Below are 24,206 nucleotides of genomic sequence, written 5' to 3' on the forward strand. Positions count from 1 at the left end.
CGCCCGACCCCTCCTCGGAATCGCCTACAGTCCCGATCTGTGCAGCATCATCCTGCGTCCCACCGGATAACCCGCTATCTATATGGGTTGCCATCGCATTGGCGGACGACCTAGCCGCGGATGTCGTACTGGAAATATCGCCACAACCAGCAAGATTCATGACAAGAACGAAACCGGCAATGCCGCCAAGGGGGCTTTATGCCATGTGGATTGATGAATCATCTCATCTCCTCTAGAAAAGCATGCTATAAACATGCGCTAATAAAATAACAAGATTATTTTAAGCATTTTGGGGCATCATTCTTTATGATTTCATATATGATTTGCTGTCTCATTCATGATTTTTACTAGCGTCAGCATGGTGCTTGAGTGAGCCAGCATTGACACTCTTGGTGCCAATTCCTGTGCTGATGCTGATGCAGCTTTCCGTAGCGGATTGCTTGGCGGCGGGCGGTTTCACAGTGGTAATGTCGGTATCAATGCTGCATCCCCCTTTACTTGCCTCCGTTGCCGAAATGTCGGTGGCTTCTTCGCCAAAGCCTCGACATTCCTGGTTTTTGGTTTCGTGGGGGTTGCTGGGGTTCCGGTATAGGCCCAGGCTGGAACCGCCCATATATCTACCGGCACATCCGCTATAAGCGCCACTCGTGTCATATCGCCATTGGTTGACAAGACTTCAGACTACTTACCTCTAATGGGGTTAGTGTCTTGTTGTATCTGTCCCATATCTAGTTGATTAGTTGTGTAGCAGCCCCATATGATTGCATACTGGTGGTTAATGCCATGAATAAAATTGCCCCGAACCGCTCTGATACTTTTTACTGACCCACCAACTAACCCAAATCTTAACTGTACAAACATTCCTACCTTTTCCCGCCACTATTCCTTCCCTTATCGCACCATCGGATAACACACAAGAAACACATCATGGACATAGCCAAACTTCGCACCATAGCATTGTTGATGCTCACGGCGTTTCTTGTGGTATCTTGCAGTAGCGCTGGGAAGAATGACGATCCAGACACAACCACCAGCGCATCTGCGGCGCCGCAGTGCCCAAAGCAGAAGCTTGACTTGGCGGAAACCGCCTTTGGCCTGTGGTTGCAGGGTAGAAAGATCCCGCAGCAGGAGGCAGGCTTGGCGTGGGATTTCGAGGTACTCGACAACCATTTCGACCCGTGCGCCAAGCTGAGCTGGGTGACCTTGCGGGGTGTGAGCCAGACGGTAGGGGGAAGAGCAGCAGTCTGCCTGGGATGATGCCACCCAAACCGTGGTGTTTTTCCACTACGACAAGTTGATTACCGACGTGCACCAGTTGGTGGCGCCGCAGATCGGCAAGATCAAGGTGGAGCCGGACACAATCACGGTGGAGTTCGCCGAGTTTTCCCCTAATTATCCCCGCGAATGGCATGGGGATTGGGAGGCTATCACCTATAAACTCAAGGGCGATAAGCTCGAACAAAAAACCGATCCGATTTTAGACATTCGGGCCCTAGACCTAGACTTCGGCAAGAACCCACCGCCGAGTTCCCACAGTGTGATTAGCCCCTATGGGAATGTGCACCAGAAACCATGGGATTATGAGGTGAAATCCGGGGTGTTGGCGCGGGTGCCTATGGATGATATCCAGATTTTGTGCGACATCGCCCACAACCTAACGAGATTCACTGCCAGAACCAGCAGGAATCCACATGGCCGCTCATCGCCCCACCCAATGATGATGCGGGTGCCGATCGTGGCAATGGTGACACCAACCATGCCCACATTATTTTCGGAACCCCAAACCAGTTCTACACGTCCTTTTCGTTCCCCAGCAATACCACCGCCGGTGAGCTCATTGCCGACGAGGCGGTGACCAAGGTCGGCCAGTACCTGATCGACACCCGGGCGCGACAACGTGAAGATTTCCAATAATGCGTTCACCGTCACCCTTGCCAGCGGCGTCGCGGTCGCCGAGCAGAAACCCCTGGTCAAGCTGGATACTTCCAGGTTCCCCAATAATTTAGCGCCGTGGGAATAGCCTGAAGCTTATCGACGCTCGAAGCGTGGGAAGATCCGCAACTAACAGTATTGTCCGTAGCGCTGTTCCCGTTCGGATTGGTCCAGCCGGGGAATGTCAATGAGCTGGTGGGGGAAGGCATGGGTTTTATTGATGAGCCGATCCTTGACGGTCAACCCGTCCGGGTTTTGGAAATCAATAGAACCGAAAGCCACCCGGTAGGAGTCGATTACTCCGGTGAGAACCCCCATACCCACATCTGCTGATAGTTTGGCGATCATGGTGAGGGTGCCGCAGCGCCCAATGGGTCGGGGGAACTGGGAGCGCCGGGGGAGGTTTCTTGCGCACCAGCACATGGTGCTACCGCCCCGGTGAGGGCGGCGGTGAGTGCGATGATGAAGATGGTTCTGTTTATGCGTGAATTCATGTGGGTCATTCCTTGTGATTGCTGCTTTACCATAAAGGTTAGTAGCTATTGCGGTTACCAATCATTGTCCTCGTCGTAGTCATAGTCATCTTCTTCGTCTTTGCTTGTGGCGGGGCTGGCGTATTCATTGAGGAATTGATCAAGAACCTCCCTACCAGTTTTAGCTTTTTCCCCGGTTTCATAGATTGTCCATTGCCCGGTACAAACCTCTAACACCTCAGCAAGCTCATCCCAAGAACAACCATGATGATAGGCACCGAGGGTTGCGTCAGCGGAGTCCTCGAAATCATCGGTAGTCATGAGATACCTCCGCAACGCGGGTAGAATGTTTTCTACGGGGGTGTTATCAACGAGGGACCAGTCGGTGGGTTGGATGTTGTCGTCGACGATGAATTCGTCGGTGACTTTTTCTTCGGTGTTGGCGTAGGGCATGAGCTCTGGTGGGGTGATAATACAGGTTGGGTCGCCGCTGCCGATCCGGCCAATCCCTCGGATATCAAGTGCTTCACTGCCAGCAAGGTAAGGCATAGGGTGTCGCTGTTCCGGGGGGATGGTGGGGAATGCTGCTAGCCACCATTCATAGAACATTTCAGTCCGGTCAGAAATGTTTAGCTTGGTATAGAAGAGACAATCAGGGCATAGCGGCGGAGTGTCGATAATAAACCCGGTTTCTCGTGCTTCTTGGATTTCTTCTTCGGTGAGTTGAGACCGGAGAGAAACCCTCGCTGGTTGGCGGCTAGTTCTCGGTAATTCATAATATGTTTTCTTAATATTGTAATGGGTAAACGTCGGCTAAATTATTAGGTATATCTTTTAATGGGTAAATTTGGTCTGCCCCGCCAAATATGAAGTGTGGCAGATGATCTATAGAGAGTCAATAGATGGCTTGCATGGGGGTATTGGTAAAATTTTTTCTGTTTGCCGATACATTTATATGTTTGTTGAATTGTTGCTTAATTTTGAGTTAATATGGATTAAATTTTGTAAGATTAGCTAATTTATCATTTGTGCTTTCACCTTTATGGGGTAGCTGTTATGGTGCATGATTTGTAAGATGGGTTGACCCTTGATGTGTTTAACGTCGGGTTTTAGTAAAAATTTACAAATAGTATTTGTTCCTGTCTATGGCCTTATGGGCTGACGTAGTGTAAATATTATCTTATTAGTTCTTGCGCTACTCACTTAGGGCTTCATTCCTGATTGGTGGCATTCGTATGGTTGCATCTCGGCGAAGAGGGTTGCAAGAAGGACTAGAAGACATGGGCCAGGACTTGGGGAAATGGTTCATCTTCTCAACATGCTTCCCAGGAGCAATTGCTCCAGCGTTAGCAGTATCTGATAAACTATCCAAATCTATTTTGGATAGTTTTGGAGCAACATCATCAGATACGTTCATAAAGATGACATCTTTTTCAGATAGCGGAGCTGGCCCGATTCTCATGGCTATTCTCGCAATTGTTGCAATGGCAGGTTCAATCATGCAACTTTTAGCGTTAATTATCAGGGCATTAATTCTACCTATTGCAGTAGGTCTTACTCCATTATTTGCGGCTTTATCTTTTAGTGAAGTGGGCCGGTCTGGATTACATCACTTGGTGTCATATACGATTGCTGCACTGGCGTTTAAACCAGTATGTGCGTTGCTGTATGCAGTGGTGCTATGGAATGTTACCCGACCATCACCAGCAACAGACCCTAATAGTATGTTGCCATTAATTGATGATGTTGTTAACGTTGTCATGATTGCGCTTACTGGATTAATCGCACCAACATTGGTGCGAATGTTGGTGCCGGCGGTCTCTCAGGCAGGGGGTGCAGGTGGGGGACAATTACTTGCTGGTGCAGCCTCCGCAGCTGGTGCTGCTGTTGGTGCTATTGGCGCTATTGCAGGTACAGCAGTTGGTGGTGGTATGGGGTCATTAGTTTCCGGGGCTTCTAATAATGGTGGTGCGAACAAGACTGGTGCCGGTGGTGGAGGTGATATTGCCTCTGCTGGTGCATCAACAGGTGGTTCCGGTGGTAGTGGTGGTTCATCATCCGGTGGATCTTCTGGCGGGGATTCTGGTGCTGTTGCTACAGGTGCTTCCGGTGGTAGTGGTGGTTCATCATCCGGTGGATCTTCTGGCGGGGATTCTGGTGCTGTTGCTACAGGTGCTTCCGGTGGTAGTGGTGGTTCATCATCCGGTGGATCTTCTGGTGCTGGTCAGAAAAAGAAGGGTCGGCTTAGTCGTATCAAAGGTAAATTAGGTAAATTCTCACAACGACCTTTTGATCGGTCATGGACAGGTCGAATTGAAGGTGCTGAACGGGGTGCTACTCGTGGACGCCGATGGGTTTCTCCGGTGTCGGATGCTGCTCGACGATCAGGTGGAGCAATTAGCTCATTTGAGAGTATGTTAGAAGCATCAGCTGGGCATCCAGGTCAAGTCAGAAGATAAGTCATTTTGAGGCGTATCTGGTGCACTGAGCATTGGTATAGGCCCTCACCTATACCGAAAGAATAGAGATTTCTGATTATTGTACCCATAAGAGCTTGAAACTTACTTAGTTGCTGGGGAAATAGGTTCAGGTGGTGGTTGGTAGAACATTATTCTTTGTATCGCGTTGATTGCCCGAATAGTTGTGGTTTGGGGGAGGCTGCAAGGGATTGCCAGGATCCGCTATGCCTTCATGTGGTCTATGGATCGTTTGATCACATACCAGATCTGGTTGATTCTCTTGTTGAATGTTTTCTGCCATTCTAGCAGGGTTTGCCTGGTCTCTTCTTCGGTGTGTCGCATTCTAAACCCACGTAACCTTTGTCTGCGGTGTGATGCCAGGGTGGTATGTGACCGAATAAACCAGTTTCTTACGGTGATGTCATGGGTTGATTCTAGCAATGGTTCGCAAATATAAAATATTTCGTCTGCTTGATCGGTGAGTGTTTTAAGGGTTATGCCCGGCTTTGTGGTGTTTTCCACTATATAAATTCTTAGTGTTCTTCTACCACTAACACAACACGAGGATCCATCGAGTACGTATAACCGTTGAGGGTGAAGATCCTTAGGTTGTGGTGAGGGCAGTAACACTACATTAAGCACTCAGTACATTGTTAATGGCTCTGGAGATGGTTGCCTGGGAGGTTTCAAAAATATTTACTGTCCAGGGTTTGTTACCACGTGTTTTCTTGCGGTTAGAGCATGATGATCTGCACATTAGTGAACACTCCCAAGGATGGTGGGCAGTGATGTGAGATACCTAGAAGCTTATTCAGCGTTCTCAAACATGACTAGTCTCTGTAGGTAAAGAAGACCAAGCTAGATAGCATGTTCTTTCTGATTTTCTGCCTGTTAATGAAGATGAGTTTTCCCAGCGGCTGAATAAGCTTCCTAATGTGGTGATGGGATTAGTTAATATGATGAGGAAGCTTCTTCAGTTGCTGGAAAGATCCATTCGCACTAAAAGATAACAAATCGGAATCGGAAAGAGCACATCATTGCCTTGTTTTTCCTTACTTCTATAGAGTCCACACTGGGGAGCATAAGTTCCCCAGCAACTCAATAAACTTCTACATCGAATAGACCCCGTATTTGACTGGTTTGTGTTGAAGGATGGCAAAGTCTGTAGTTTCGGATAGATTAACGATTAACTTTCCTTTGTACGTTTTCACCATTATCAGCCCTGGAAATTGATGTTCTTCAAGTTGCTTGAGTACGGCTTTGGCTTCTTTGCCCTCTATTTCGAAGGCTTCTCCACAATAATAAAGAGTGGCTCTCATTTCTTTTACCTCTTTTCTATAATCATTAATGAAGGCAAGTAGTATGGTTGTTATAGTTGTCTGCCGTGGTTGTTGTCATCATCGTCATCGTTACCATGATTTTCTTCCTCATCATCATATTGCGTCTCTTGTGTAGCTGCTTCTTCTGAGGATTGTTCTGGTTCTTCCTGATTTTCAGGAAGGAACTCATCAACCGCCACGTCATGTTCAAATCCTTTGCCAAGCATGTAATCCCCCCGCATTTCCTGCAACTTCTCAGGCAAATCCCCTACCTTAGACTTCTTCTCCCATACTCCTAAACCAGCCTCTTCCTCCCCCGGCACCCACATCTGCGGAGTCCTCGCAAACGTCCTTAATTCTTGCCGATAATCAGTTTCTCGCCGATGCGGCTCCATACAGTGAAAACACGGATCCAATAATCTTGACAGCCTCTCAAACACCTTCTTCAATGGATGTACCACCGAGCAATGTTGAATCAACTGCCGCTGCTCAAATCCCTTCCTCTTACGAGTATCCTCAGGCTTCTCCCCTTGAGGGGGCCGTATTCTGTCGGCTACAATATCCTCATTCCGTTGGGCTGCCTCCTTAAGGTCCTTTATTGTTTCTGGGGTGTGGAATGATTTCATATACGGGCGGCTGTTACTATTTGGCCTATGCTCAAATAGGTTATTCAAAGAGTTATGAAGATTCTCCATGTATTTAAGGCCACGTTGAATGGTATTTGAACTGATCGGGACATGAGAGGCCATAATCATTAAATCCCCCAAATCCTTCCACCTGGATGTCTCTCGATAGTTCCCTTTCCCAGTCATTAAACCCCTTAAATTCCTCTTCCATTGTTCTTCTCTATCATCGAGGGGGAATAATGCTGCAATTTTCCCGGCAATATATTTTCCAGGATCAATAAGTTTAATCGTGGTTGAGGCCCGAGATGAGATAAGCGGATCCTGGACTGTTAACGCTTCGGTATCCTGATATTCCTCAGGAACCCCTCGGATCGCATCTATTTTAATCTGGGTGTATTCTTTATCACCATCAAGCACCTGGATGACATAGGTGTCACCGTTTCGGCTTTTTGTTTTTCTAGCTTTGAGGATTTTGTAGGTGAATGGGTCGTCTTTATCCTGTGAGAGGGTTTTTTCAAGCAGGTGTTTCATTTCATGTTGCTTGAGTGAGGTAATAATATCAAGGTCTCTGGAGATCCGGCACCCCGGCACCCGGAACAACAGGGAAGTACCCCCACTGATAACAACCCTGCCTAAATGTTTCTTCCCGTCAGAAGGTTGGTCAGCGTAATGCGAGAGCTGCACCGCAAGATGTTGAGACAACACCTGCTGCCGAATATCATCTCGAAGTATCCTGGCAGCTCTTTCGTCTGTGGGTTGGTATTGCTCAGGGATGCTCGCTTCTATCTGCTCGACGATTTGATCGGCCTTATGCATGATGATCACCAATCATCATCGTCATCATAATCATCTTCTTCATCATCGTCAGCGTCGGTGCTGGGGCTAGCGTATTCATTGAGGAATTGATCAAGAACCTCCCTACCAGTTTTAGCTTTTTCCCCAGTTTCATAGATTGTCCATTGCCCGGTACAAACCTCTAACACCTCAGCAAGCTCATCCCAAGAACAACCCTCATCATAGGCGTCGAGGGTTGCATCAGCGGAGTCCTCGAAATCATCGGTAGTCATGAGGTACTTCCGCAACGCGGGCAAAATATTCTCCACGGGGGTGTTATCAACGAGGGACCAGTCGGTGGGCTGGATATTATCATCAACAATAAACTCGTCGGTGACTTTTTCTTCGATGTTGGCGTAGGGCATGAGCTCTGGTGGGGTAATGACGTACATTGGGTCACCACTGCCGATCCGGCCAATCCCTCGGATTCGAAGTGCTGCGCTACCTGCCATGTATGGCATGGGGTTTCGTTGCTCTGGGGGAATGGTGGGGAATGCTAGTAGCCACAACCAATAGTAAGTATCGCTGGTTGAGGATCCGCTAAGTTGGGTTTCAAAACCTTGCTTGGTATACAATAAATGTTCATTAATGATAAACCCGGTTTCTCGTGCTTCCTTGATTTCCTCTTCGGTGAGTTGAGACCGGAGGAGGAACCCACGCTGCCGAGCAGCTATCTCCCGATACGACATTATTACTTTCCTTATCTCTTCTAGGTCCCCTGATTGGGGATTACTTGTGCGGCTATATGCAGAATTTTTCTTGCGATAAATATGAAGTGTTGCAGATAATTCCGAGAGTGTCAATGACTCATTTCCATTGGGGGTGACGCCATTTTTGATGTTTTACCAGCATTTTTATATTCTCCGAATTATTTACTTAATGCAGAATTAGTACAAAGTAAATTTTGTAAGACTGGTTGAGTTATCGCTTATGCTTCCACCTTTATGGGGTGGTTGTTGTAGTGCGGAATTTACAAAGGGCAAAGGAGTAAATGTATTTGACGTTGTGTTTTAGCAAAAATTTACAAATGATTTTTATTTTTATCTATGGTGTTATGGATTAGGGTCGTGTAAATATAATCTTATTAGTTCTTACGCTACTTTCCTGAGACTTCATGTGTGATAGTTGCAGGTGTTAATAGTGTTTGCCTTCCTGTCATGCAGGTATTTTAGCAGTTGTATTTAATTGTAAGGAGTTATGTAATGGTCAATAAATATTGTTGTGTGTTGAGATGGGACGGTGCGGATAAATAGGTGAAAATGATATTATCTCATTTTCTATATAAATTAGAATCCTATTTTTAGGAGCTGTTACAACCTCCCCAATAAGAGTTGAAAAAGCAGGTAGTTAGCATGTCTGATATCAATGATGATCTTAGTATTCCAGTGCAATATGCTTTGGGAATGCCCTCACGACGCACCGGGTTGGGTGGGCTGTCCGTCCAAGTCACCATAGTGGGTTTTATCGGTGCGTTACTGCTCTTTATCTTTATTGCAAACCAGCAGATTATTCTTGGCATCATAGTTGCTGCGATATTTGGTTTACTTATGGCTGTTATGTCTTTTCGTCGGGCAAATAGGTCACTAGCTCAGTATGGGCAAATGATTTTTCAAGACTGGCAACGTCGACGTAACAAAGCAAACGTATATGTATCAGGGGAATTCTCTCGCGTACCAGGTGGGCATCGAAGGCTTCCTGGATTATTGGCTCGAACTGAAGCTATATCTGGCATTGATAGTAACGGAAGGGAATTTGTTGTGATCCTCGACAGACCTCGTCGTGAAGCGACAGTGCTTTTAGATGTGACTTTTACCGGTCAAATTGCGGTCACGCAAACTGAGCGGAATCTTATGACCGCGGAATGGGCACGTTGGTTGCAAACATTATCTTTAGCGGGAGATATCTTGCAGATGGCTGTGGTCATTGCTACCCGTCCCGGCACAGGTGCTTTAGTCGCTAGAGAGGTGTCACAGATTGTTTCAGATGATGCCCCAGAAATAGCAAAACAGATTATGTATGAAGCGGCACAAACAATCTCAATGACGTTACCTGAAGTAGTAGGACATATTGCCATCACTGTAAAACTATCGGCAGGTGTGATGGCGGATAATGACTTCATGTCCCAGCTAGCAACCCGGGTTCCTTCATGGGCAGCAACACTGGAATATGCCGGGATGGTTGCATTGCCAATGTCGTATGAACAAGCAGTGGCTCGCATTCATAGTTTCTATAATCCAGCAGCCGAAGCTGATTTTGAGGCACTAGATTTAATCAACCAACCACACGAAATGAAGTGGGAAGATGCTGGGCCGTCCATGGCAACTACCCAACCAAAATTCTATGAACATAATGGTGTTCGATCGCTTACCTGGGAAATGTCACAAGCGCCCCGGTCGACCTTTGAGGATAATCTTTTGCAGAATCTCATCGTGCCACATTCTCGGGTCAACAGAAAACGTGTAATGATCTGCTATCGACCATTTTCTGCTGGTGCTGGTGCAAAGAAGGTAGAAGATGAGCATAGAGATGCTATGGTTGCGGCGAATTCCTCAAAAAAGATTCGGTCTGCCAACGCTGAAATTCGTTTGGAACATACCGAAGCAGCCCGACGTGCACAAGCTCGTGGAGCACAATTGGGAAAATACTCACTCTTTGTGACTGCCACCATTGATGAATCCGCTGACATGCGACAAATTACACATGATATTGAACAGTTAGGAGCAGGATCATCAATACAATTGCAACTAATGAGGCGCCAACAAGATGTCGGTTTCCAGGTGACATGTGGTGTTGGTTTGATTCCATGGTCGAAAACCTCAACATCATCATGGTTATCAAGTAACTAGCAGAAAGATAATTTTACCAATGTGGTGGGCATCAAAATCTACAAAGACACATGTACCAATTTTAAAAGGATTAACAATTACGCAAGTGCGTGATGTTGGCGGTTTTGACATAGGTGTGATGTGGCAATCGCAATTTAAGCAAGCATCTGTGCTACTTGAAGGTCCTTTTGATACGGTATCAAATTATGAACTCTTAGAACTATGGCGAACACACATGGCGGAAAAATCTATAGTGGGATCCATATCTACCATCGCGCAACCAATATGCACGGGAATGCCAATGTATGCTCTAATAACATTTCTAACTCCTGGCATGCCCAAGGATGAAGCAGAAACATTGGTTGCAAAGGAAATATCAGATTGTTATGCTCCCTATACAGTAGATATTACATGGAATCCATTATCATTATTGGATGTAGCAGAATATTCATCTACTATTTGGGCGCCGAACACAGAAAATGTTGAGTTTCCGCCATTGGCAGAGCAAGTACAAGAAAGTCTTACGTCAATTACTTGTGATGATGTAACGCGTATTGTATACGATGTACTTGAGGATAATGCTATTAACCAGGAAATCAACTCTTTGGTGTCTACCGGTATACTGCGAGATTTTGAAGAAGTGTATCGGATTGAAGTAAATCGTCTTACAACTGATGCATTTCGTGAATCAGAAAAAACTGCACGATTATTCCGCAGATCTGGGATTCTAGTAATTGAAACCGCAGATGAGAATTCATGCGAACAACTAGCTAGTGAGATTATTGGTGCATTGTCGCCTAAAGCACGGTTACGAATAAGCAGAATGATCGGGCGACAACATTTAGGTGCGCTCTTAGCGGCAGGCATCCCCGCATATGGGTGGCAGTATAACGAACATGTGGCGAGCTAAGGGTTGCAGTCATGGTTAGAAAGAAGAAACAGAAAATAGATTACTTCGAACTGCATGAACAGATTATGCATGGTGATGCTACCCCTCCACCTATTTTCTCTATCAAAGGTTTTGGCTATGCTCGATGGCTGAGCCATAATAAAAAACATGTAGAAGACTCCAAGCATCAATTTAACATGGCTGGTGGTACAGAACCAGTGCGTGGTGAAAAATCATTTTCCAGATCGACGATGCGAGGTTTTTCTGGCCCCTGGTCGGGGCAAGCTGCAGTGGTGTCTGGGCCGCAGGAATGGCAAACCACAACGAATCTAGGTGCAGGTTTTAATCCTAATGTTGCTGGTGCTCCTGCACCAGCAATTGGTACTCCTTTAGGCGTCCATCCTATTACAGGCGCAGAAATATGTTGTGACCCATTGAGCTGGTTTCGTGAAGGAATCATCTCAAACCCATCATGTTTTGTGCTGTCGGTCCCGGGTAAAGGTAAGTCTACGTTAGTGCGCAAAATGTTAATGGGAGATGTAGCCCAAGGACATATTCCCATTATTGCTGGTGACATTAAAGGTGAATATGTAGGCTTTGTTCAACAAGTGGGTGGTCAAGTTATCACTATTGGGCATGGTGCAGGCACACTTAATCCGCTAGATGTTGGGGCGCTAGGGCGAGTGATTCCCCAAATCCGTAACAAATTAACAGAAATGGATAAGACTAAAGATAAAGAAGAATACAAACGTATTGAAGATACATTACATCGGGCCTTGGAGCAGGTGCATGGTCGACAAGTAACAATGGTGGCTACGTTAGTTGGTTTGGGCCGAAAAACTCCTATGAAGGATTGGGAGGCCATGCTTGTTTCGATTGCATTGCGAGAAATATATACACATACCAATATTGATTGGGAGCATCCACCAGTATTAGAAGATCTCATTAATCACCTAGAACAAGGATCTGATGAACTGTTTAAAAAAGGCCGAGCACGCACCCAGGAAGAATGGGATAACCGAATTGATAATTTACTATTGTCCTTAAACTCATTGCTTGATGGGCCAACTGGGCAAATATTTGCTGGTGAAACATCCTCACCCATTCACATTGGTGCAAATGCTGTTTGTATCGATGTATCAGCAATTGACCGTGGTGATGAAGCAATGAAGGCGGCGGTGATGATGGCATGTTGGTCAGCCGCCTTCGGCGCAATCGAGGCAGCACATATGCTTGCTGATGTTGGTCTTGCGAAACAACAGTATTTCTCAGCTACATTAGACGAACTATGGCAGGTGTTGGCAGCGGCTCCTGGTATGGTGCAGCACGTTGATGCGCTCACAAGGTTAAACCGTACTGATGCAACAGTGCTCAATATGATCACGCATACATTCCGTGATTTAGAGGCCTTATCTAATGAAGAAGATCGACAAACTGCTATGGGGTTTATTGAACGTGCAGGCATGGTTATTTGTGGTGGCTTACCTGCGAGCGAGTTAGATATTTTGCAATCTCGTTTAACTTTTACTGCGGCAGAAGCCGCTATGGTAGTGTCATGGTCCCGAGGAGTTCATCCAGGTAGGACTCGAAGTCGTAATGCTCGATCTGGGGCACTAGGCCGCGGTCAATTCATGATTAAACCTGCAAAAGATGGTACTCCGGGAATTCCAGTACAAACGATTTTGACACCAACAGAGGTGAAGCACCGTCTGCATGATACCAATGTTCGATTTGATGAGTATTTCTCCAAAGGCATACTATGAAAATAGTCGTTGGTATTCTTGCTTGTATCGCGGTAGTCTTCTTTCTTATCGTGGTAATATTTAGCGACGACGATTATGATGAGCTTACTAAAAATGGTTTTTCTTCATGTGTTGGGTCCAAACGATCAGGCACTATGGACAGCAGTGTGCCTGAAGGCTCATACAGTTATCCCGAAGCACATGCCTTAGATCACCTGACATCAGGATGGCGTACCCCAGATCGTCCAGATCATCGTGGATTGGATATCGCACAGGGGCCAAGCACCCCAATTCTTGCATTTGCTGATGGTACAGTTGCCCAAGCCGGACCAGCAACAGGTTTTGGGCAATGGATTGTGATTGATCATGAGTTTGGTGGAAAAAAATACTCCACAGTATATGGACATATTTTCCCCGAAGATATTTTGGTTGAGACCGGTGATGAAGTCAAAGCTGGTCAACATATTGCTAACCAAGGCTATAACGGTGAAGTAGTTCCTCCAGGGCCACAAGGGTCACATCTGCATTTTGAAGTGTGGGAGGGTGGTAGGCTTTCTGGTGGACATGACGTCGATCCGCAACCTTGGTTGAATAAAGCAGTAGAACCGAGTACAGGAAAACCAAAAACTGGTGGGAATTCTAAGATTTTCCTCATCGGTGATTCCCTTACTGAAGGCGCCAAATCTGACTTGGAAAAAGTATTGCCAGATGCATCTATTAATGCTAAAGTCGGTCGGCAATTTTCTGAAGGGTTAGATATTCTCAAACACACATCAACTCGTTATGAGGTGGTGATTTTAGCATTAGGCACTAACGGTGAATTCAGCCAAGATCAACTCGATGAAGCCATTGAAGCAACACATGGTGCTCGTGTGGTACTGACGACAGTGGCGGGGGCTAAGGTTTCTTCTGCTGCCAGTGTTAATAAACTGGTGCGAAAGAATGCTGATAAGGCTACTATTGCGGACTGGGAAAAGCGAGTTAAAGATAATTCTGGTCTTATTGGTAACGATGGGGTACATCCAACAACGCAAGGTCGCAAAGAATTCGCCTCTGTATTGGCGGAAGCTGCTAAGAATGCAACAAAAACTAATTCGACCTCGAAAGAGATTGAACTGCCACCTACAAGCAAACTAAAGTCAGAAGAGCACATGCAAAAAGATGCGATTCGGGTAGCTCGGGCTGCGGCAGTGAAATTCCCCAAGATTCAATCCATGGGTGGTTGGCGACCAGGTGATTCCCATCAAGACCATCCTGAAGGACGTGCCGTGGATTTGATGATTCCTCGGTGGGATACTGATGAAGGCAAAAAATTTGGTGACGAAGTACTTGATTATTTCCGTAGTAACGCTAAGCAATTTAATATCGAATACTTTATTTGGCGTCAGCAATTCATTCCAGCAGAGGGTGATGACGGATACACTATGAATGATCGTGGGAGTCCTACTCAAAATCACTACGATCACGTCCACATCACAGTCAAGGGTGGAGGCTACCCGAAGGAAGGCGAAAAATATTCACTTAATGGTGAAAAAGATTCATCACCAACAGGAAGCACTCATCGAACCAGTGATTGTGATAACGATGATGCCCCAGTCCATGTTGATGATGATCTGGATGCTACCGATATTCCACCAGAATATGCAAAGTGGTTTGAACGGTCAGCTGCCCAATGCAAACAGTTGCGTGCCCCGATCTTAGCCGCACTTTATCACCAAGAATCTGGTTTCAAACAAGGACTTGTATCTTCGACAGGAGCCCAAGGTCCAGGACAGTTTATGCCGGAAACATGGGCCGCATGGGGACGTAAGGTGGACGATAAGGGCAATGCTATTGGCCCACCTGGATCTGGTGATGTCAACGACATTGGTGATGCCACGATGGCATCAGGTCGGTTCTTATGCTCCATTGCTGAACAGAATGAGGAATGGAAGGCCGAAGGAAAAATCCATGGTGATGATACTGAACTAATGCTAGCCGGCTATAACGCTGGCCCAGGTGCAGTGCTTAATAATGGTGGAGTTCCACCATTTGAAGAAACTCAGCACTATGTCAAGATTATTCCCGAAAAAGCAAAACAATTTGAGAAGAAAAAGAAATAGGTGGCATGGAGAGATCATTATGGATTATCTCAAGAGATTCAGGTTAGTCATACTGATTACCAGCATGGTAATCATTGCAGTATTAGGAATTACCGTGGCTTTCTTACTAGGAAAAGAGCATAACACCACGGACACTTCACAAGAGCATGTGGGTGCCAGTGATCCAGCAGTTGATGAATTTGATCCACTTAATGATCCTGCTGTAGGTGCGCAATCCTTAGCTGCATCAATACTGTCGTATTCACCTGCGACAGACAAGTCTCCATCAGATGGGGCAAAGCGGGTAAAAGACCGACTCACTGGAAAATATCTTAAGGCTGCCGGAGACGATTCCGCGCCAAAGCCAAAGCAATGGAATACGTGGGCGCATGATAAATCCAAGATCCACACTGTTGTTAAGTTGCTGGATAATGTAGATATTCCTGCTGACGCAACTCAAGCAGTAATTCCGATACAAGCAAAAACATCTGTATGGCATGCTGATGGAGACCAAACCCCTATTAGGAAAAGCAAGATTAACGTTCACATGGTCAAAGAGGGAAACATGTGGAAGCTATCAGATATGGAATATCTCTCGGTATCGGAATAAAACTTATGACAGTGCCATCCCAATCATCTTTGCCAAAGCTACGACAAATCAGTTTAAGTATCTTTGTCGTATTAGGGCTAGTTATTTTATCAGGGTTGCGCTTTCCCATCTTGCATCAAGTATTTCAGGAGTGTCCAAAACTGCATGCTGCTACTGCGACGTTTGTAGCACTCTGCATTGGGGTAATACCGTTTATTCTTCTTGGTTCTATGGCATCAGCAACAGTGGCGATAATGATGACGCCTAGTCGATGGGCTCGAATTATTCCCGCGCACCCATTTGCCGCAATACTGATAGCTGCTTGTTGTGGGATGATAACCCCTAGTTGCGAATGTGCCTCAGTTCCATTGGCTAGACGAATGATGCTTTCTGGTGTGCCAGCAGGGGCTGCAATTACCTTCATGGTAGCGGCTCCATCGTTAAACCCTGTGGTGATATATGCAACTATGACGGCTTTCAACAGTTGGCAGATAGCAATGGCACGGTGGACTGCAGGACTAATGGCTGTTATCGGAGTGGGGATGATCGTAACATTCTTTGGCCATCGCGCTTTTAATAAACTAGTTCCAGTGGATGAGTTAGTATGCCATTCAGTAAGCCGGCAAAGAGTTTCGAAGAAAAATCAATGGTTACAAGCAATGAGCCATGATGCGCTATCCTCATTAACCTTTGTTATCATTGGTGCTGGTTGTGCCGCTATCGCTACAACATTACTACCACGATCATTCATGTCTGTTGTTCAGAACAACATTCTTATGGCGATTTTAGTCATGATGGGTTTAGCCATGATGTTATCTTTATGCTCGTTAGGGGATGCTTTTGTCGCAGCTTCATTTAGTGCATTACCTTTAGCATCACTACTTGTCTTTTTAGTTCTCGGTCCCATCATAGACTTGAAACTAGCAGCTTTAATGGATGGCATGTTGGGGGTGCAAGCAACGAAAGTAATTGCATTAGCAGGGGTATGTATGGCGTTAATATCTACCATTATTGTGGCAGGAATTTGGGGGTGGCTATCATGAAGTATTACCGTCGATATAGCAGTTCTATTCTGTTAGTTTTATTAGGGGTAGGGCTGTGCAGAGCAGTATGGTTGGAGAAATATCAGGCATGGGTATCATTGCCCCCATTGGTATTGATTCTCAGCGGTATCGGATTGTTTGCCCTTGGAATATTTCTTTTGCTATCCCCAACAGAATCATGCTGTGGTGATAATCATAGTATTCCATGGTACACCCCCTGGATGATAGGAGGTTTATGTACAGTGGTTATGGTCATTAGTCCACCCATGTTGTCAACAACCATGGTGCCCACAGCAAACTATGCGGTAGCAACTATGGGAAATCCCAATACATGGGAAGCATTAGGAACAGGAACTCCTGAATTGCCGCTATTTGAGGTTATTGCGAGGTCTCTCAAGCCTGCTGATCTGCGGCTTCAGGGGCGACAAGTGCGGATAAAAGGTCAGATAAGTACCACTAGCCAAAATGTACGCTTATTATCGAGAGTAACAGTAACATGTTGTGCCGCAGATGCACGGGTATATCGAGTTGAGCTTGACGATCCGTTGAAACATCTCCAAGATATCCACGATGGACAGTGGCTCATGAGCACAGTACGTCTCCAACCAGGCACAACCACTGAAAAACGCGAATGGATTCCTTTGGTCACGGTTATTAAAGTGAAGCCAGTGGAGATACAACCATACGATAAGAATAAATTATAGTAGGTGAGGAAAGAATGAAAAGAATGGGGCGCGATAATGCGCGTAATGCAGGAAACATTGGAGCAGATCCTAGAACTATCATGGGGATCGCTCTACTATCCATGTTCATTGTAGTCATTGGGTTGATCAATTTTGGTTTATGGGTATCAGTATCTATGACTGGAAAACCTTCAGCAGCAACAAAGAATCCCATCCGTAACACTATTGATACCCTTACCGGAAAAATCGAGTGGACAGCGGCTGCTACCTGGTCGGTCATCGGACTAATCTCAATCATTGTTCTGCTGGTCATCGTTGGGATTCGGATCTTTAAACCAGGGAAGAAGACTGCGCGTATTGATCATGCATCAAAGCATCTGGCAGCAAAGCGTGATATTGAATCACTATCAAAAAAGGCGGCGACGGCTAAGGCTAGGAAATGGATGCCAGAGAAAGATGCACTCGCACATCCTGGATTACGTTTAGGTAAGCTTCCAGGAACGAAAACTGGGTTGTATTCCACCTGGGAAGATCTGTATTTGGTGATTTTTGGTCCCCGCATGGGTAAAACAACATCACAAGTTATCCCAGCTATTGTGGATGCTCCGGGGGTAGTTCTCACTACATCTAATAAGCGTGACATCATTGATGACACGATTAAAATTACTGCGGCACGAGGCGAAGTATTTGTGTTCGATCCACAGGGAATCGCTCATGGATTTGAACAAGAACCATGGTTTTTCGACCCATTAGATATGGTGCGGCAAGATCCAGAGAAAATGGATGCCAGTGCCATGGCTCTGGCAGATATTTTTAAAACAGCGGAGATGGGTGCCTCATCAGGTAGCGATGATGCATTCTTCTCTACAGGTGGTCGAGATATTTTTGCTCATTTGCTATTAGCTGCGGCAATCTCAAACCGACCTATTTCTGATGTGTTTTTATGGGTATCAGATGATAATGATCGAACCCCTATCGAAATTTTGGCAGAAAATGGCGAGTGGCCACTTGTAACTGATGCGTTAGAGGCTCGGTATAATACCGTAGATGTCACACGGTCTGGGTTGTTTGCCCAAGCGCAACAGATGGCGGCATCACTAGGTCGGCAAGCTGCATCAAAGTGGGTGAATCCACGTTCGGATGCTCGACGGTTTAATCCAGATGAATTTGTGCGTTCTAAGAACAGCACGCTGTATGTTCTTTCAAAAGAGGGTGCAGATAATGCTGCTGCCTTGACGACGGCGCTCACAGCGGCAGTAATGAAAGCAGCAGAGCGTTATGGTGAAGAAAATGGTGGCCGTCTACCTATTCCACTGGTAGCACCACTAGATGAAGCGGCGAACGTTGTACGATGGCCAGAGTTACCGAAGCTTTATTCACACTATGGATCACGCTCAATCATTTTAATGACGATTTTGCAATCATATGCCCAAGGAGTCAGTGTGTGGGGTGAAGAAGGCATGGAAGCTTTATGGTCTGCGACAGCAATTTTGCTGTATGGCGGCGGGGTGCGCGACGAAAAAATGCTGGGTAAAATGGAAGCACTGATTGGTGACTATGAGGAGTGGGTAAAATCAGTGTCTATTTCTCAAGGACAACGCTCTGTGTCTTCACAGAAACAAGAAAAAAAGATCCTTACTGTATCGGAACTAGCTGCACTAGGCAGTAATCGCGCGGTAGTATTTGCGGCTAAACGACGGCCACTCATTGCAGAAATGGAACCTTTCTGGACCCGTGATTATTGGCCGGAAAAGATCCGTGATGCACTACCAAAAGAAAACTAAGTAAGAGGCGTATCATGAAGAACATCGAAGAGACAATATTTGAATCATTGAAGAATGATCTCCTGGACCATGTCAACAAAGAAATTATCGGTCAGACACGACAAATCTGTGAGGAACTTACGGGGGAGCCGCCATTCCTTGATGCCTTGTATGAGCTTGTTGATGCAGCTGAGGAAAGCATCCGTGCTGAGCTATATCCAAAACCGGTAAAACCAGTAAAGCCATCAAAGCCCGCACCTAAAAAATCACCGCGGTTTGCATCAATGTTTCAATTTGCAGAAGAATTTTTACTACCGACATATGGGACAACAAAGTCTCAGTCAATGCGTGTGGCATGGTCGCCAGAATGGTGGTCGCATCCTGAAGCCTTGACACGAATTGAGGCGTTATGGAAGCGATTTGAACAGCTACGGCTTAAAGATCCAGAAACTTATGTTGAAACATTCTTGCGGACTCATTGTGATTACCATATGAAGCGTCTCATGGATCCTAATGGCGTGTTTTCTCAATGCGTGAAAGGTGACTATCCTACTGTTCCGCTCCGTTCCAAGCCAAGAGAATCTGATTCTAAATAAGGAGAACTGATTATGCCCAATCTTGATCATCGTTTTGCTCGACGATTACGGATCCTTCGCCGTGTGGTATCCAAAGTAACAGTTGTGGATTTACATCAACGAACATTTGTTGCTGGGCCAGCATTACTGGAAAGATTTACACTAGGTGTGCTAGCAGCTGAGGGAGTGCGTGCGATAGTGGAGAATAATCATCTTTCCCGTGAGTTGGTGGGAGAAGAATTAAAAAGGCGTGGTTTATCTGAATCTGTGAATGCGTTGATGGCGGATGCGCAATCTTTGGAAACAGTTTCAGATATGTCAAGTGAACAAAAACTGGAGCAATTAGCTGCACAAATAGAAGGTAAAGGGATAACAAACAGTACTTTGGGTCATATTGGTCGTGTTATTGATTCAATTGAACCTGAAACAGGATACATGATTAACCCCACCATGATGTCCTCCCAAGAGCACCTGGATGATTTATATGCTACGAATGCTGATGACAGAGCCATTGACGCATATGTTGCTGGTGTGGAGATTACCAGTGAATCGCCCAGCACTAACCTACTTGCTGTAGATACAGATAATAAAGCTGCTGACGCTGAAACATTAGAACAAGAAGCTGATAGCACCCAGCATCTTACTCTTTAGGAAGTGAGGTGTATATAGTAAACCTGATATATTTCACTTGAAAGTTTGGTGGATCCTGTCTGTTCTTTGCAAACTAACCCTGAAGCAGGACTATCTGGACAATCAAAGAATAATGTTTCACCAACTGTTACCTGACCCCTGTTTTCCTAGTGACTGGAATAAGCTTCATTAATTCCAACAGGTTTGCGGTCAAATGTTGTGGTATGCATGAAGTATGAGTGATATCAACAATAATGAGATGGGCGCTGAAACCCCTAATAGGAATATTGGGTTTGCGGAATTCGATGTCATGAAGGATGCTCTGAGTGCGTTGAAGGCTACCTATATTCATAGGAAGGTTGCTGATGATAGTAGTGCTGCGGAAAAATGGTGGAGTGCTAAGTTTCAGGCTGTTAGGCAGCTTCTCAAAATGGTGGATGATAGTAATCCCGAGGAGATGCTTGCTGTTGCGAGGTTAGCTAATGCGGAAATTGCCATGATGGGTGGCATTGGGCTTCCCCCGGAAGAGCCACAAGATCCATCAGCGGATGAAGTATTATGACTAATCTTACCGCTAAAGATTTTCCAGTATCTGCTGAACAACAACAGCGTATCTTACAAGCATATTTGGAAGAGCTTCTTAAGAATGATGATCTTAAACCTCATGATATACCGCAGGTAGCGTTCATTGGTGGGCAACCTGGCTCGGGGAAGAGTAAGACCATCAATAATGTTCTCACGAACATGGGGGTGGGCTAGTAATAGATTCTGATGAGTTGCGATTACTGCATCCTGATATCAAGCGTATTTCACAATTAGACCCACTTCGAATGGATGTATTATCAAATGGTCCGGTGGGGGAATGGACAAAATCACTCATTACCTACGCTCGGGAACACAGATTCAATGTTATTATCGAAAACACTTTTGCACGTTCAGAGATCATGGCTGCAGAGGCTGAAAATTTTGAGCAGGCAGGATATCAGTGTTCATTTACTGCCCTTGCTGTTTTGGAATCGGTATCACGGTTAGGGATTGTTGACCGTTACCGGGCGGCCGTGCAGGGTGGTAACATTCCCCGGTGGACATCTGAGGTCTCTCACACCAGGAAGCTTATTCAGCGTCCCCAAACATGACTAGTCTCTGTAAGTAAGGAAGACCAAGCTAGATAGCATGTTCTTTCTGATTTTCTACCTGTTGGTGTAGGTGAGTTTTCCCAACTCCTGAATAAGCTTCCTTGTAAAATTTATTTTTCATTAATTTTGTACTAAGTAGCTGTTCGGTGAAATTATAAAGATGCTGGTCAGTTGGATGATTATTATGTCACCCCCTAATGTGGATTGGTTATTGACACTAGATAAAACATCTGCAACACTTCGTATTTAGCACAAGGAAACACTTCTATGTGATATGTAGATAGTTCCTATCAAAAACAATCATGAAAGGATATCTGATTATGTCGTATCGGGAGATAGCTGCTCGGCAGCGTGGGTTTTTACTCCGGTCTCAACTTACCGAAGAGGAAATCCAGGAAGCACGAGAAACCGGGTTTATTATTGAAGAAGATTTGGAAGCTACCTCATTACACTCCGAGCATATTTTCCGCACCCAGCTCAGTGAGTATTCGTACAATGACGGTGATTACTGGTTGTGGCTTTTAGCGTTTCCCACTGTTCCTCCGGAACGGCGAAATCCTATGCCTTATTATGCTGGTGCTAGGGCACTTCAAATCCGGGGGATTGGCCGGATCGGCAGTGGCGACCCAACTCGTATCAGCACTCCACCAGAGCTCATGCCCTACATCAATACGAAAGATTTTGCTGTTGAAAAATTTGTGGTTGATGATAATATCCAGCTCACCGATTGGTCTCTGGTTGATGATATTCCAGTGGAGAATATTCTTCCCGCGTTGCGGAAGTACCTTATGACTACTGATGATTTTGAGGACTCCGCTGATGCAACCCTCGACGCCTATGATGAGGGTTGTTCTTGGGATGAGCTTGCTGAGGTGTTAGAGGTTTGTACCGGGCAATGGACAATCTATGAAACTGGGGAAAAAGCTAAAACTGGTAGGGAGGTTCTTGATCAATTCCTCAATGAATACGCTAGCCCCAGCACCGACGCTGACGATGATGAAGAAGATGATTATGATGACGATGATGATTGGTGATCATCATGCATAAGGCCGATCAAATCGTCGAACAGATAGAAGCGAGCATCCCTGAGCAATACCAACCCACAGACCCGGATGGGATTAGGCAGCTTGAGAAGGATATTCGGCAGCAGGTGTTGTCTCAACATCTTGCGGTGCAGCTCTCGCATTACGCTGACCAACCTTCTGACGGGAAGAAACATTTAGGCAGGGTTGTTATCAGTGGGGGTACTTCCCTGTTGTTCCGGGTGCCGGGGTGCCGGATCTCCAGAGACCTTGATATTATTACCTCACTCAAGCAACATGAAATGAAACACCTGCTTGAGGAAACCCTCTCACAGGATAAAGACGACCCATTCACCTACAAAATCCTCAAAGCTAGAAAAACAAAAAGCCGAAACGGTGACACTTATGTTGTCCAGGTGCTTGATGGTGATAAAGAATACACCCGGATTAAAATGGATGCGATCCGAGGGGTTCCTGAGGAATACGATGATACCGAAGCGTTAGCAGTCCAGGATCCGCTTATCTCGTCTCGGGCCTCAACCACGATTAAACTTATTGATCCGGGGAAATATATTGCCGGGAAGATTGCGGCATTATTCCCCCTCGATTATGAGGGACAACGCAAAGAGACATCCCGGTGGAAGGATTTGGGGGATTTAATGATTATGGCCTCTCATGTCCCGATCAGTCCGGATACCATTCAACGTGGCCTTAAATACATTGAGAATCTTCATAACTCTTTGAATAAACTATTTGGGCATAGGCCGAATAGTGATAGGCCGTATACGAAATCATTCCGCATCCCGGCAGAATTAAACACAATCCGGAATGATGCCCAACGGAATGAGGATATTGTAGCTGACAGAGTGCAACCCCCTCAGGGGGAGAAGCCTGAGGATACTCGTAAGAGGAAGGGGTTTGAGCAGCGGCAGTTGATTCAGCATTGCTCGGTGGTGCATTCGTTGAAGAAGGTGTTTGAGAGGTTGTCAAGGTTATTGGATCCGTGTTTTCATCATATGGAGCCGCATCGGAGGGTAAACAAGTATCGGCAGGAGCTCAGAACGTTTGCGAGGACTCCGCAGATGTGGGTGCCGGGGGAGGAAGAGGCTGGTTTAGGAGTATGGGAGAAGAAGTCTAAGGTAGGGGATTTGCCTGAGAAGTTGCAGGAAATGCGGGGGGATTACATGCTTGGCAAAGGATTTGAAAATAACGTAACAATTAGCAAAAGATCTGAACATGGCATAATAATTAATAATGTTCTGCCCAAAGGGTATGGGACTAGTCAGAAACAGAAAAATGATAGTAAAGATATTAAAATAGATAATAAGAAACATCAGGAGAATGATAAGAAGCAAAACAACGCTCAATCTTTGTTGAATAATTACAATAAGTACAAGGGGGTAGATATGAGTTCATTAGAAAACAAGGTTGATGATCAAGCAGTAGGTGATTCAACGGGGAATCAGGAGCTAAATACTGATGATCAAAAGGAAAAAGGAGAAGTTTGTGAAGGTGAGGATGACTCACCCGAGAACCGTGATGACAACGATGATGATAACAACCAAGGCATGCAACTATAGCAACT

Annotated in this window: 23 protein-coding genes and 2 pseudogenes; 18 read left to right on the top strand and 7 right to left on the bottom strand. The window is 45.6% G+C overall.

The genetic code is table 11. The features are described 5' to 3' along the window. Positions 1-331: 331 nt before the first annotated feature. Positions 332-613: a hypothetical protein gene (locus tag HBA49_RS00005; protein WP_208634954.1), complete on the bottom strand. Its 282-nt coding sequence runs from the start codon at positions 611-613 to the stop codon at positions 332-334. Positions 614-927: 314 nt separating this feature from the next. Between HBA49_RS00005 and HBA49_RS12810 the strand changes: the two genes are divergently transcribed. From HBA49_RS12810 to HBA49_RS13090, 3 genes are read left to right on the top strand one after another with little or no spacing between them, the layout of a single operon-like run. Further along, entirely contained in the window at positions 928-1,257 is a 330-nt protein-coding gene (locus tag HBA49_RS12810; RefSeq protein ID WP_244248373.1) for a hypothetical protein, read from the top strand. A gap of 13 nt (positions 1,258-1,270) precedes the next feature. Continuing rightward, positions 1,271-1,855 carry a hypothetical protein gene (locus HBA49_RS12815; protein WP_244248374.1) on the top strand — a complete coding sequence of 195 codons (585 nt, stop codon included), beginning with the start codon at positions 1,271-1,273 and terminating at the stop codon, positions 1,853-1,855. A gap of 42 nt (positions 1,856-1,897) precedes the next feature. Then, complete coding sequence (locus tag HBA49_RS13090) at positions 1,898-2,020, top strand: hypothetical protein (protein ID WP_279633427.1); 123 nt, start codon at positions 1,898-1,900, stop codon at positions 2,018-2,020. A gap of 41 nt (positions 2,021-2,061) precedes the next feature. On the opposite strand, the gene HBA49_RS12820 is transcribed toward HBA49_RS13090, so the two are convergent. The 3 genes and pseudogenes from HBA49_RS12820 to HBA49_RS00020 form a co-directional block, all read right to left on the bottom strand. Then, a complete protein-coding gene (locus HBA49_RS12820) occupies positions 2,062-2,280 on the bottom strand; it encodes a hypothetical protein (RefSeq protein WP_244248375.1) in 219 nt (72 codons plus the stop codon). Next, positions 2,277-2,426, bottom strand: coding sequence for a hypothetical protein (locus tag HBA49_RS12825; RefSeq protein WP_244248376.1), 150 nt, complete (start codon positions 2,424-2,426; stop codon positions 2,277-2,279). The genes HBA49_RS12820 and HBA49_RS12825 overlap by 4 nt, the downstream gene beginning before the upstream one ends. Before the next feature lie 54 nt (positions 2,427-2,480). After that, positions 2,481-3,181, bottom strand: a pseudogene (locus tag HBA49_RS00020) (hypothetical protein). Between the two features lie 504 nt (positions 3,182-3,685). Between HBA49_RS00020 and HBA49_RS00025 the strand changes: the two are divergent. Continuing rightward, positions 3,686-4,864: a hypothetical protein gene (locus tag HBA49_RS00025; protein WP_005525099.1), complete on the top strand. Its 1,179-nt coding sequence runs from the start codon at positions 3,686-3,688 to the stop codon at positions 4,862-4,864. A 1,109-nt stretch (positions 4,865-5,973) separates the two neighbouring features. Here the strand turns inward: HBA49_RS00025 and HBA49_RS00030 are convergent. From HBA49_RS00030 to HBA49_RS00040, 3 genes are read right to left on the bottom strand one after another with little or no spacing between them, the layout of a single operon-like run. Further along, the gene (locus HBA49_RS00030) at positions 5,974-6,183 is read right to left on the bottom strand and encodes a hypothetical protein (protein ID WP_040431619.1); all 210 of its coding nucleotides are present in this window, start codon (positions 6,181-6,183) and stop codon (positions 5,974-5,976) included. Positions 6,184-6,233: 50 nt separating this feature from the next. Continuing rightward, positions 6,234-7,625 (bottom strand): nucleotidyl transferase AbiEii/AbiGii toxin family protein, encoded by a 1,392-nt coding sequence (locus HBA49_RS00035; protein ID WP_112767126.1) that lies wholly within the window; start codon positions 7,623-7,625, stop codon positions 6,234-6,236. Positions 7,626-7,630: 5 nt separating this feature from the next. Continuing rightward, positions 7,631-8,332 carry a hypothetical protein gene (locus tag HBA49_RS00040; protein WP_005524974.1) on the bottom strand — a complete coding sequence of 234 codons (702 nt, stop codon included), beginning with the start codon at positions 8,330-8,332 and terminating at the stop codon, positions 7,631-7,633. Between the two features lie 663 nt (positions 8,333-8,995). Here HBA49_RS00040 and HBA49_RS00045 point away from each other — a divergent pair. The 14 genes and pseudogenes from HBA49_RS00045 (at position 8,996) to HBA49_RS00115 (ending at position 24,201) form a co-directional block, all read left to right on the top strand. Next, positions 8,996-10,489, top strand: coding sequence for an SCO6880 family protein (locus tag HBA49_RS00045; RefSeq protein WP_005525454.1), 1,494 nt, complete (start codon positions 8,996-8,998; stop codon positions 10,487-10,489). Positions 10,490-10,508: 19 nt separating this feature from the next. Beyond that, positions 10,509-11,378, top strand: a complete 870-nt coding sequence (locus HBA49_RS00050; protein WP_005525297.1) for a hypothetical protein — start codon at positions 10,509-10,511, stop codon at positions 11,376-11,378. An 11-nt stretch (positions 11,379-11,389) separates the two neighbouring features. After that, positions 11,390-13,120, top strand: a complete 1,731-nt coding sequence (locus HBA49_RS00055) for a hypothetical protein (protein ID WP_005525018.1) — start codon at positions 11,390-11,392, stop codon at positions 13,118-13,120. Further along, positions 13,117-15,201 carry a VldE C-terminal domain-containing protein gene (locus HBA49_RS00060; protein WP_005524985.1) on the top strand — a complete coding sequence of 695 codons (2,085 nt, stop codon included), beginning with the start codon at positions 13,117-13,119 and terminating at the stop codon, positions 15,199-15,201. The genes HBA49_RS00055 and HBA49_RS00060 overlap by 4 nt, the downstream gene beginning before the upstream one ends. A gap of 19 nt (positions 15,202-15,220) precedes the next feature. Then, positions 15,221-15,790 carry a hypothetical protein gene (locus HBA49_RS00065; RefSeq protein ID WP_005525373.1) on the top strand — a complete coding sequence of 190 codons (570 nt, stop codon included), beginning with the start codon at positions 15,221-15,223 and terminating at the stop codon, positions 15,788-15,790. Between the two features lie 5 nt (positions 15,791-15,795). Further along, a complete protein-coding gene (locus HBA49_RS00070) occupies positions 15,796-16,812 on the top strand; it encodes a permease (protein WP_081455674.1) in 1,017 nt (338 codons plus the stop codon). After that, entirely contained in the window at positions 16,809-17,516 is a 708-nt protein-coding gene (locus HBA49_RS00075; protein WP_146743648.1) for a TIGR03943 family putative permease subunit, read from the top strand. The genes HBA49_RS00070 and HBA49_RS00075 overlap by 4 nt, the downstream gene beginning before the upstream one ends. A 23-nt stretch (positions 17,517-17,539) precedes the next feature. Then, positions 17,540-19,279 (top strand): TraM recognition domain-containing protein, encoded by a 1,740-nt coding sequence (locus HBA49_RS00080; protein ID WP_005525064.1) that lies wholly within the window; start codon positions 17,540-17,542, stop codon positions 19,277-19,279. Between the two features lie 14 nt (positions 19,280-19,293). Further along, complete coding sequence (locus HBA49_RS00085) at positions 19,294-19,854, top strand: DUF4913 domain-containing protein (protein ID WP_081455673.1); 561 nt, start codon at positions 19,294-19,296, stop codon at positions 19,852-19,854. Positions 19,855-19,866: 12 nt separating this feature from the next. Next, positions 19,867-20,484, top strand: coding sequence for a hypothetical protein (locus tag HBA49_RS00090; protein ID WP_005525142.1), 618 nt, complete (start codon positions 19,867-19,869; stop codon positions 20,482-20,484). A 214-nt stretch (positions 20,485-20,698) separates the two neighbouring features. Next, positions 20,699-21,025: a hypothetical protein gene (locus HBA49_RS00095; RefSeq protein ID WP_040431627.1), complete on the top strand. Its 327-nt coding sequence runs from the start codon at positions 20,699-20,701 to the stop codon at positions 21,023-21,025. Further along, positions 21,022-21,599: pseudogene (locus HBA49_RS13205) on the top strand (zeta toxin family protein). Before HBA49_RS00095 ends, HBA49_RS13205 begins: the two are co-directional and overlap by 4 nt. 320 nt (positions 21,600-21,919) lie before the next feature. Continuing rightward, positions 21,920-22,633 carry a hypothetical protein gene (locus HBA49_RS00110; RefSeq protein ID WP_005524829.1) on the top strand — a complete coding sequence of 238 codons (714 nt, stop codon included), beginning with the start codon at positions 21,920-21,922 and terminating at the stop codon, positions 22,631-22,633. A gap of 5 nt (positions 22,634-22,638) precedes the next feature. Further along, entirely contained in the window at positions 22,639-24,201 is a 1,563-nt protein-coding gene (locus HBA49_RS00115) for a nucleotidyl transferase AbiEii/AbiGii toxin family protein (protein WP_112767125.1), read from the top strand. Positions 24,202-24,206 lie beyond the last annotated feature (5 nt).

The sequence above is a fragment of the Corynebacterium matruchotii genome (assembly GCF_011612265.2).
Lineage (GTDB): Bacteria > Actinomycetota > Actinomycetes > Mycobacteriales > Mycobacteriaceae > Corynebacterium > Corynebacterium matruchotii.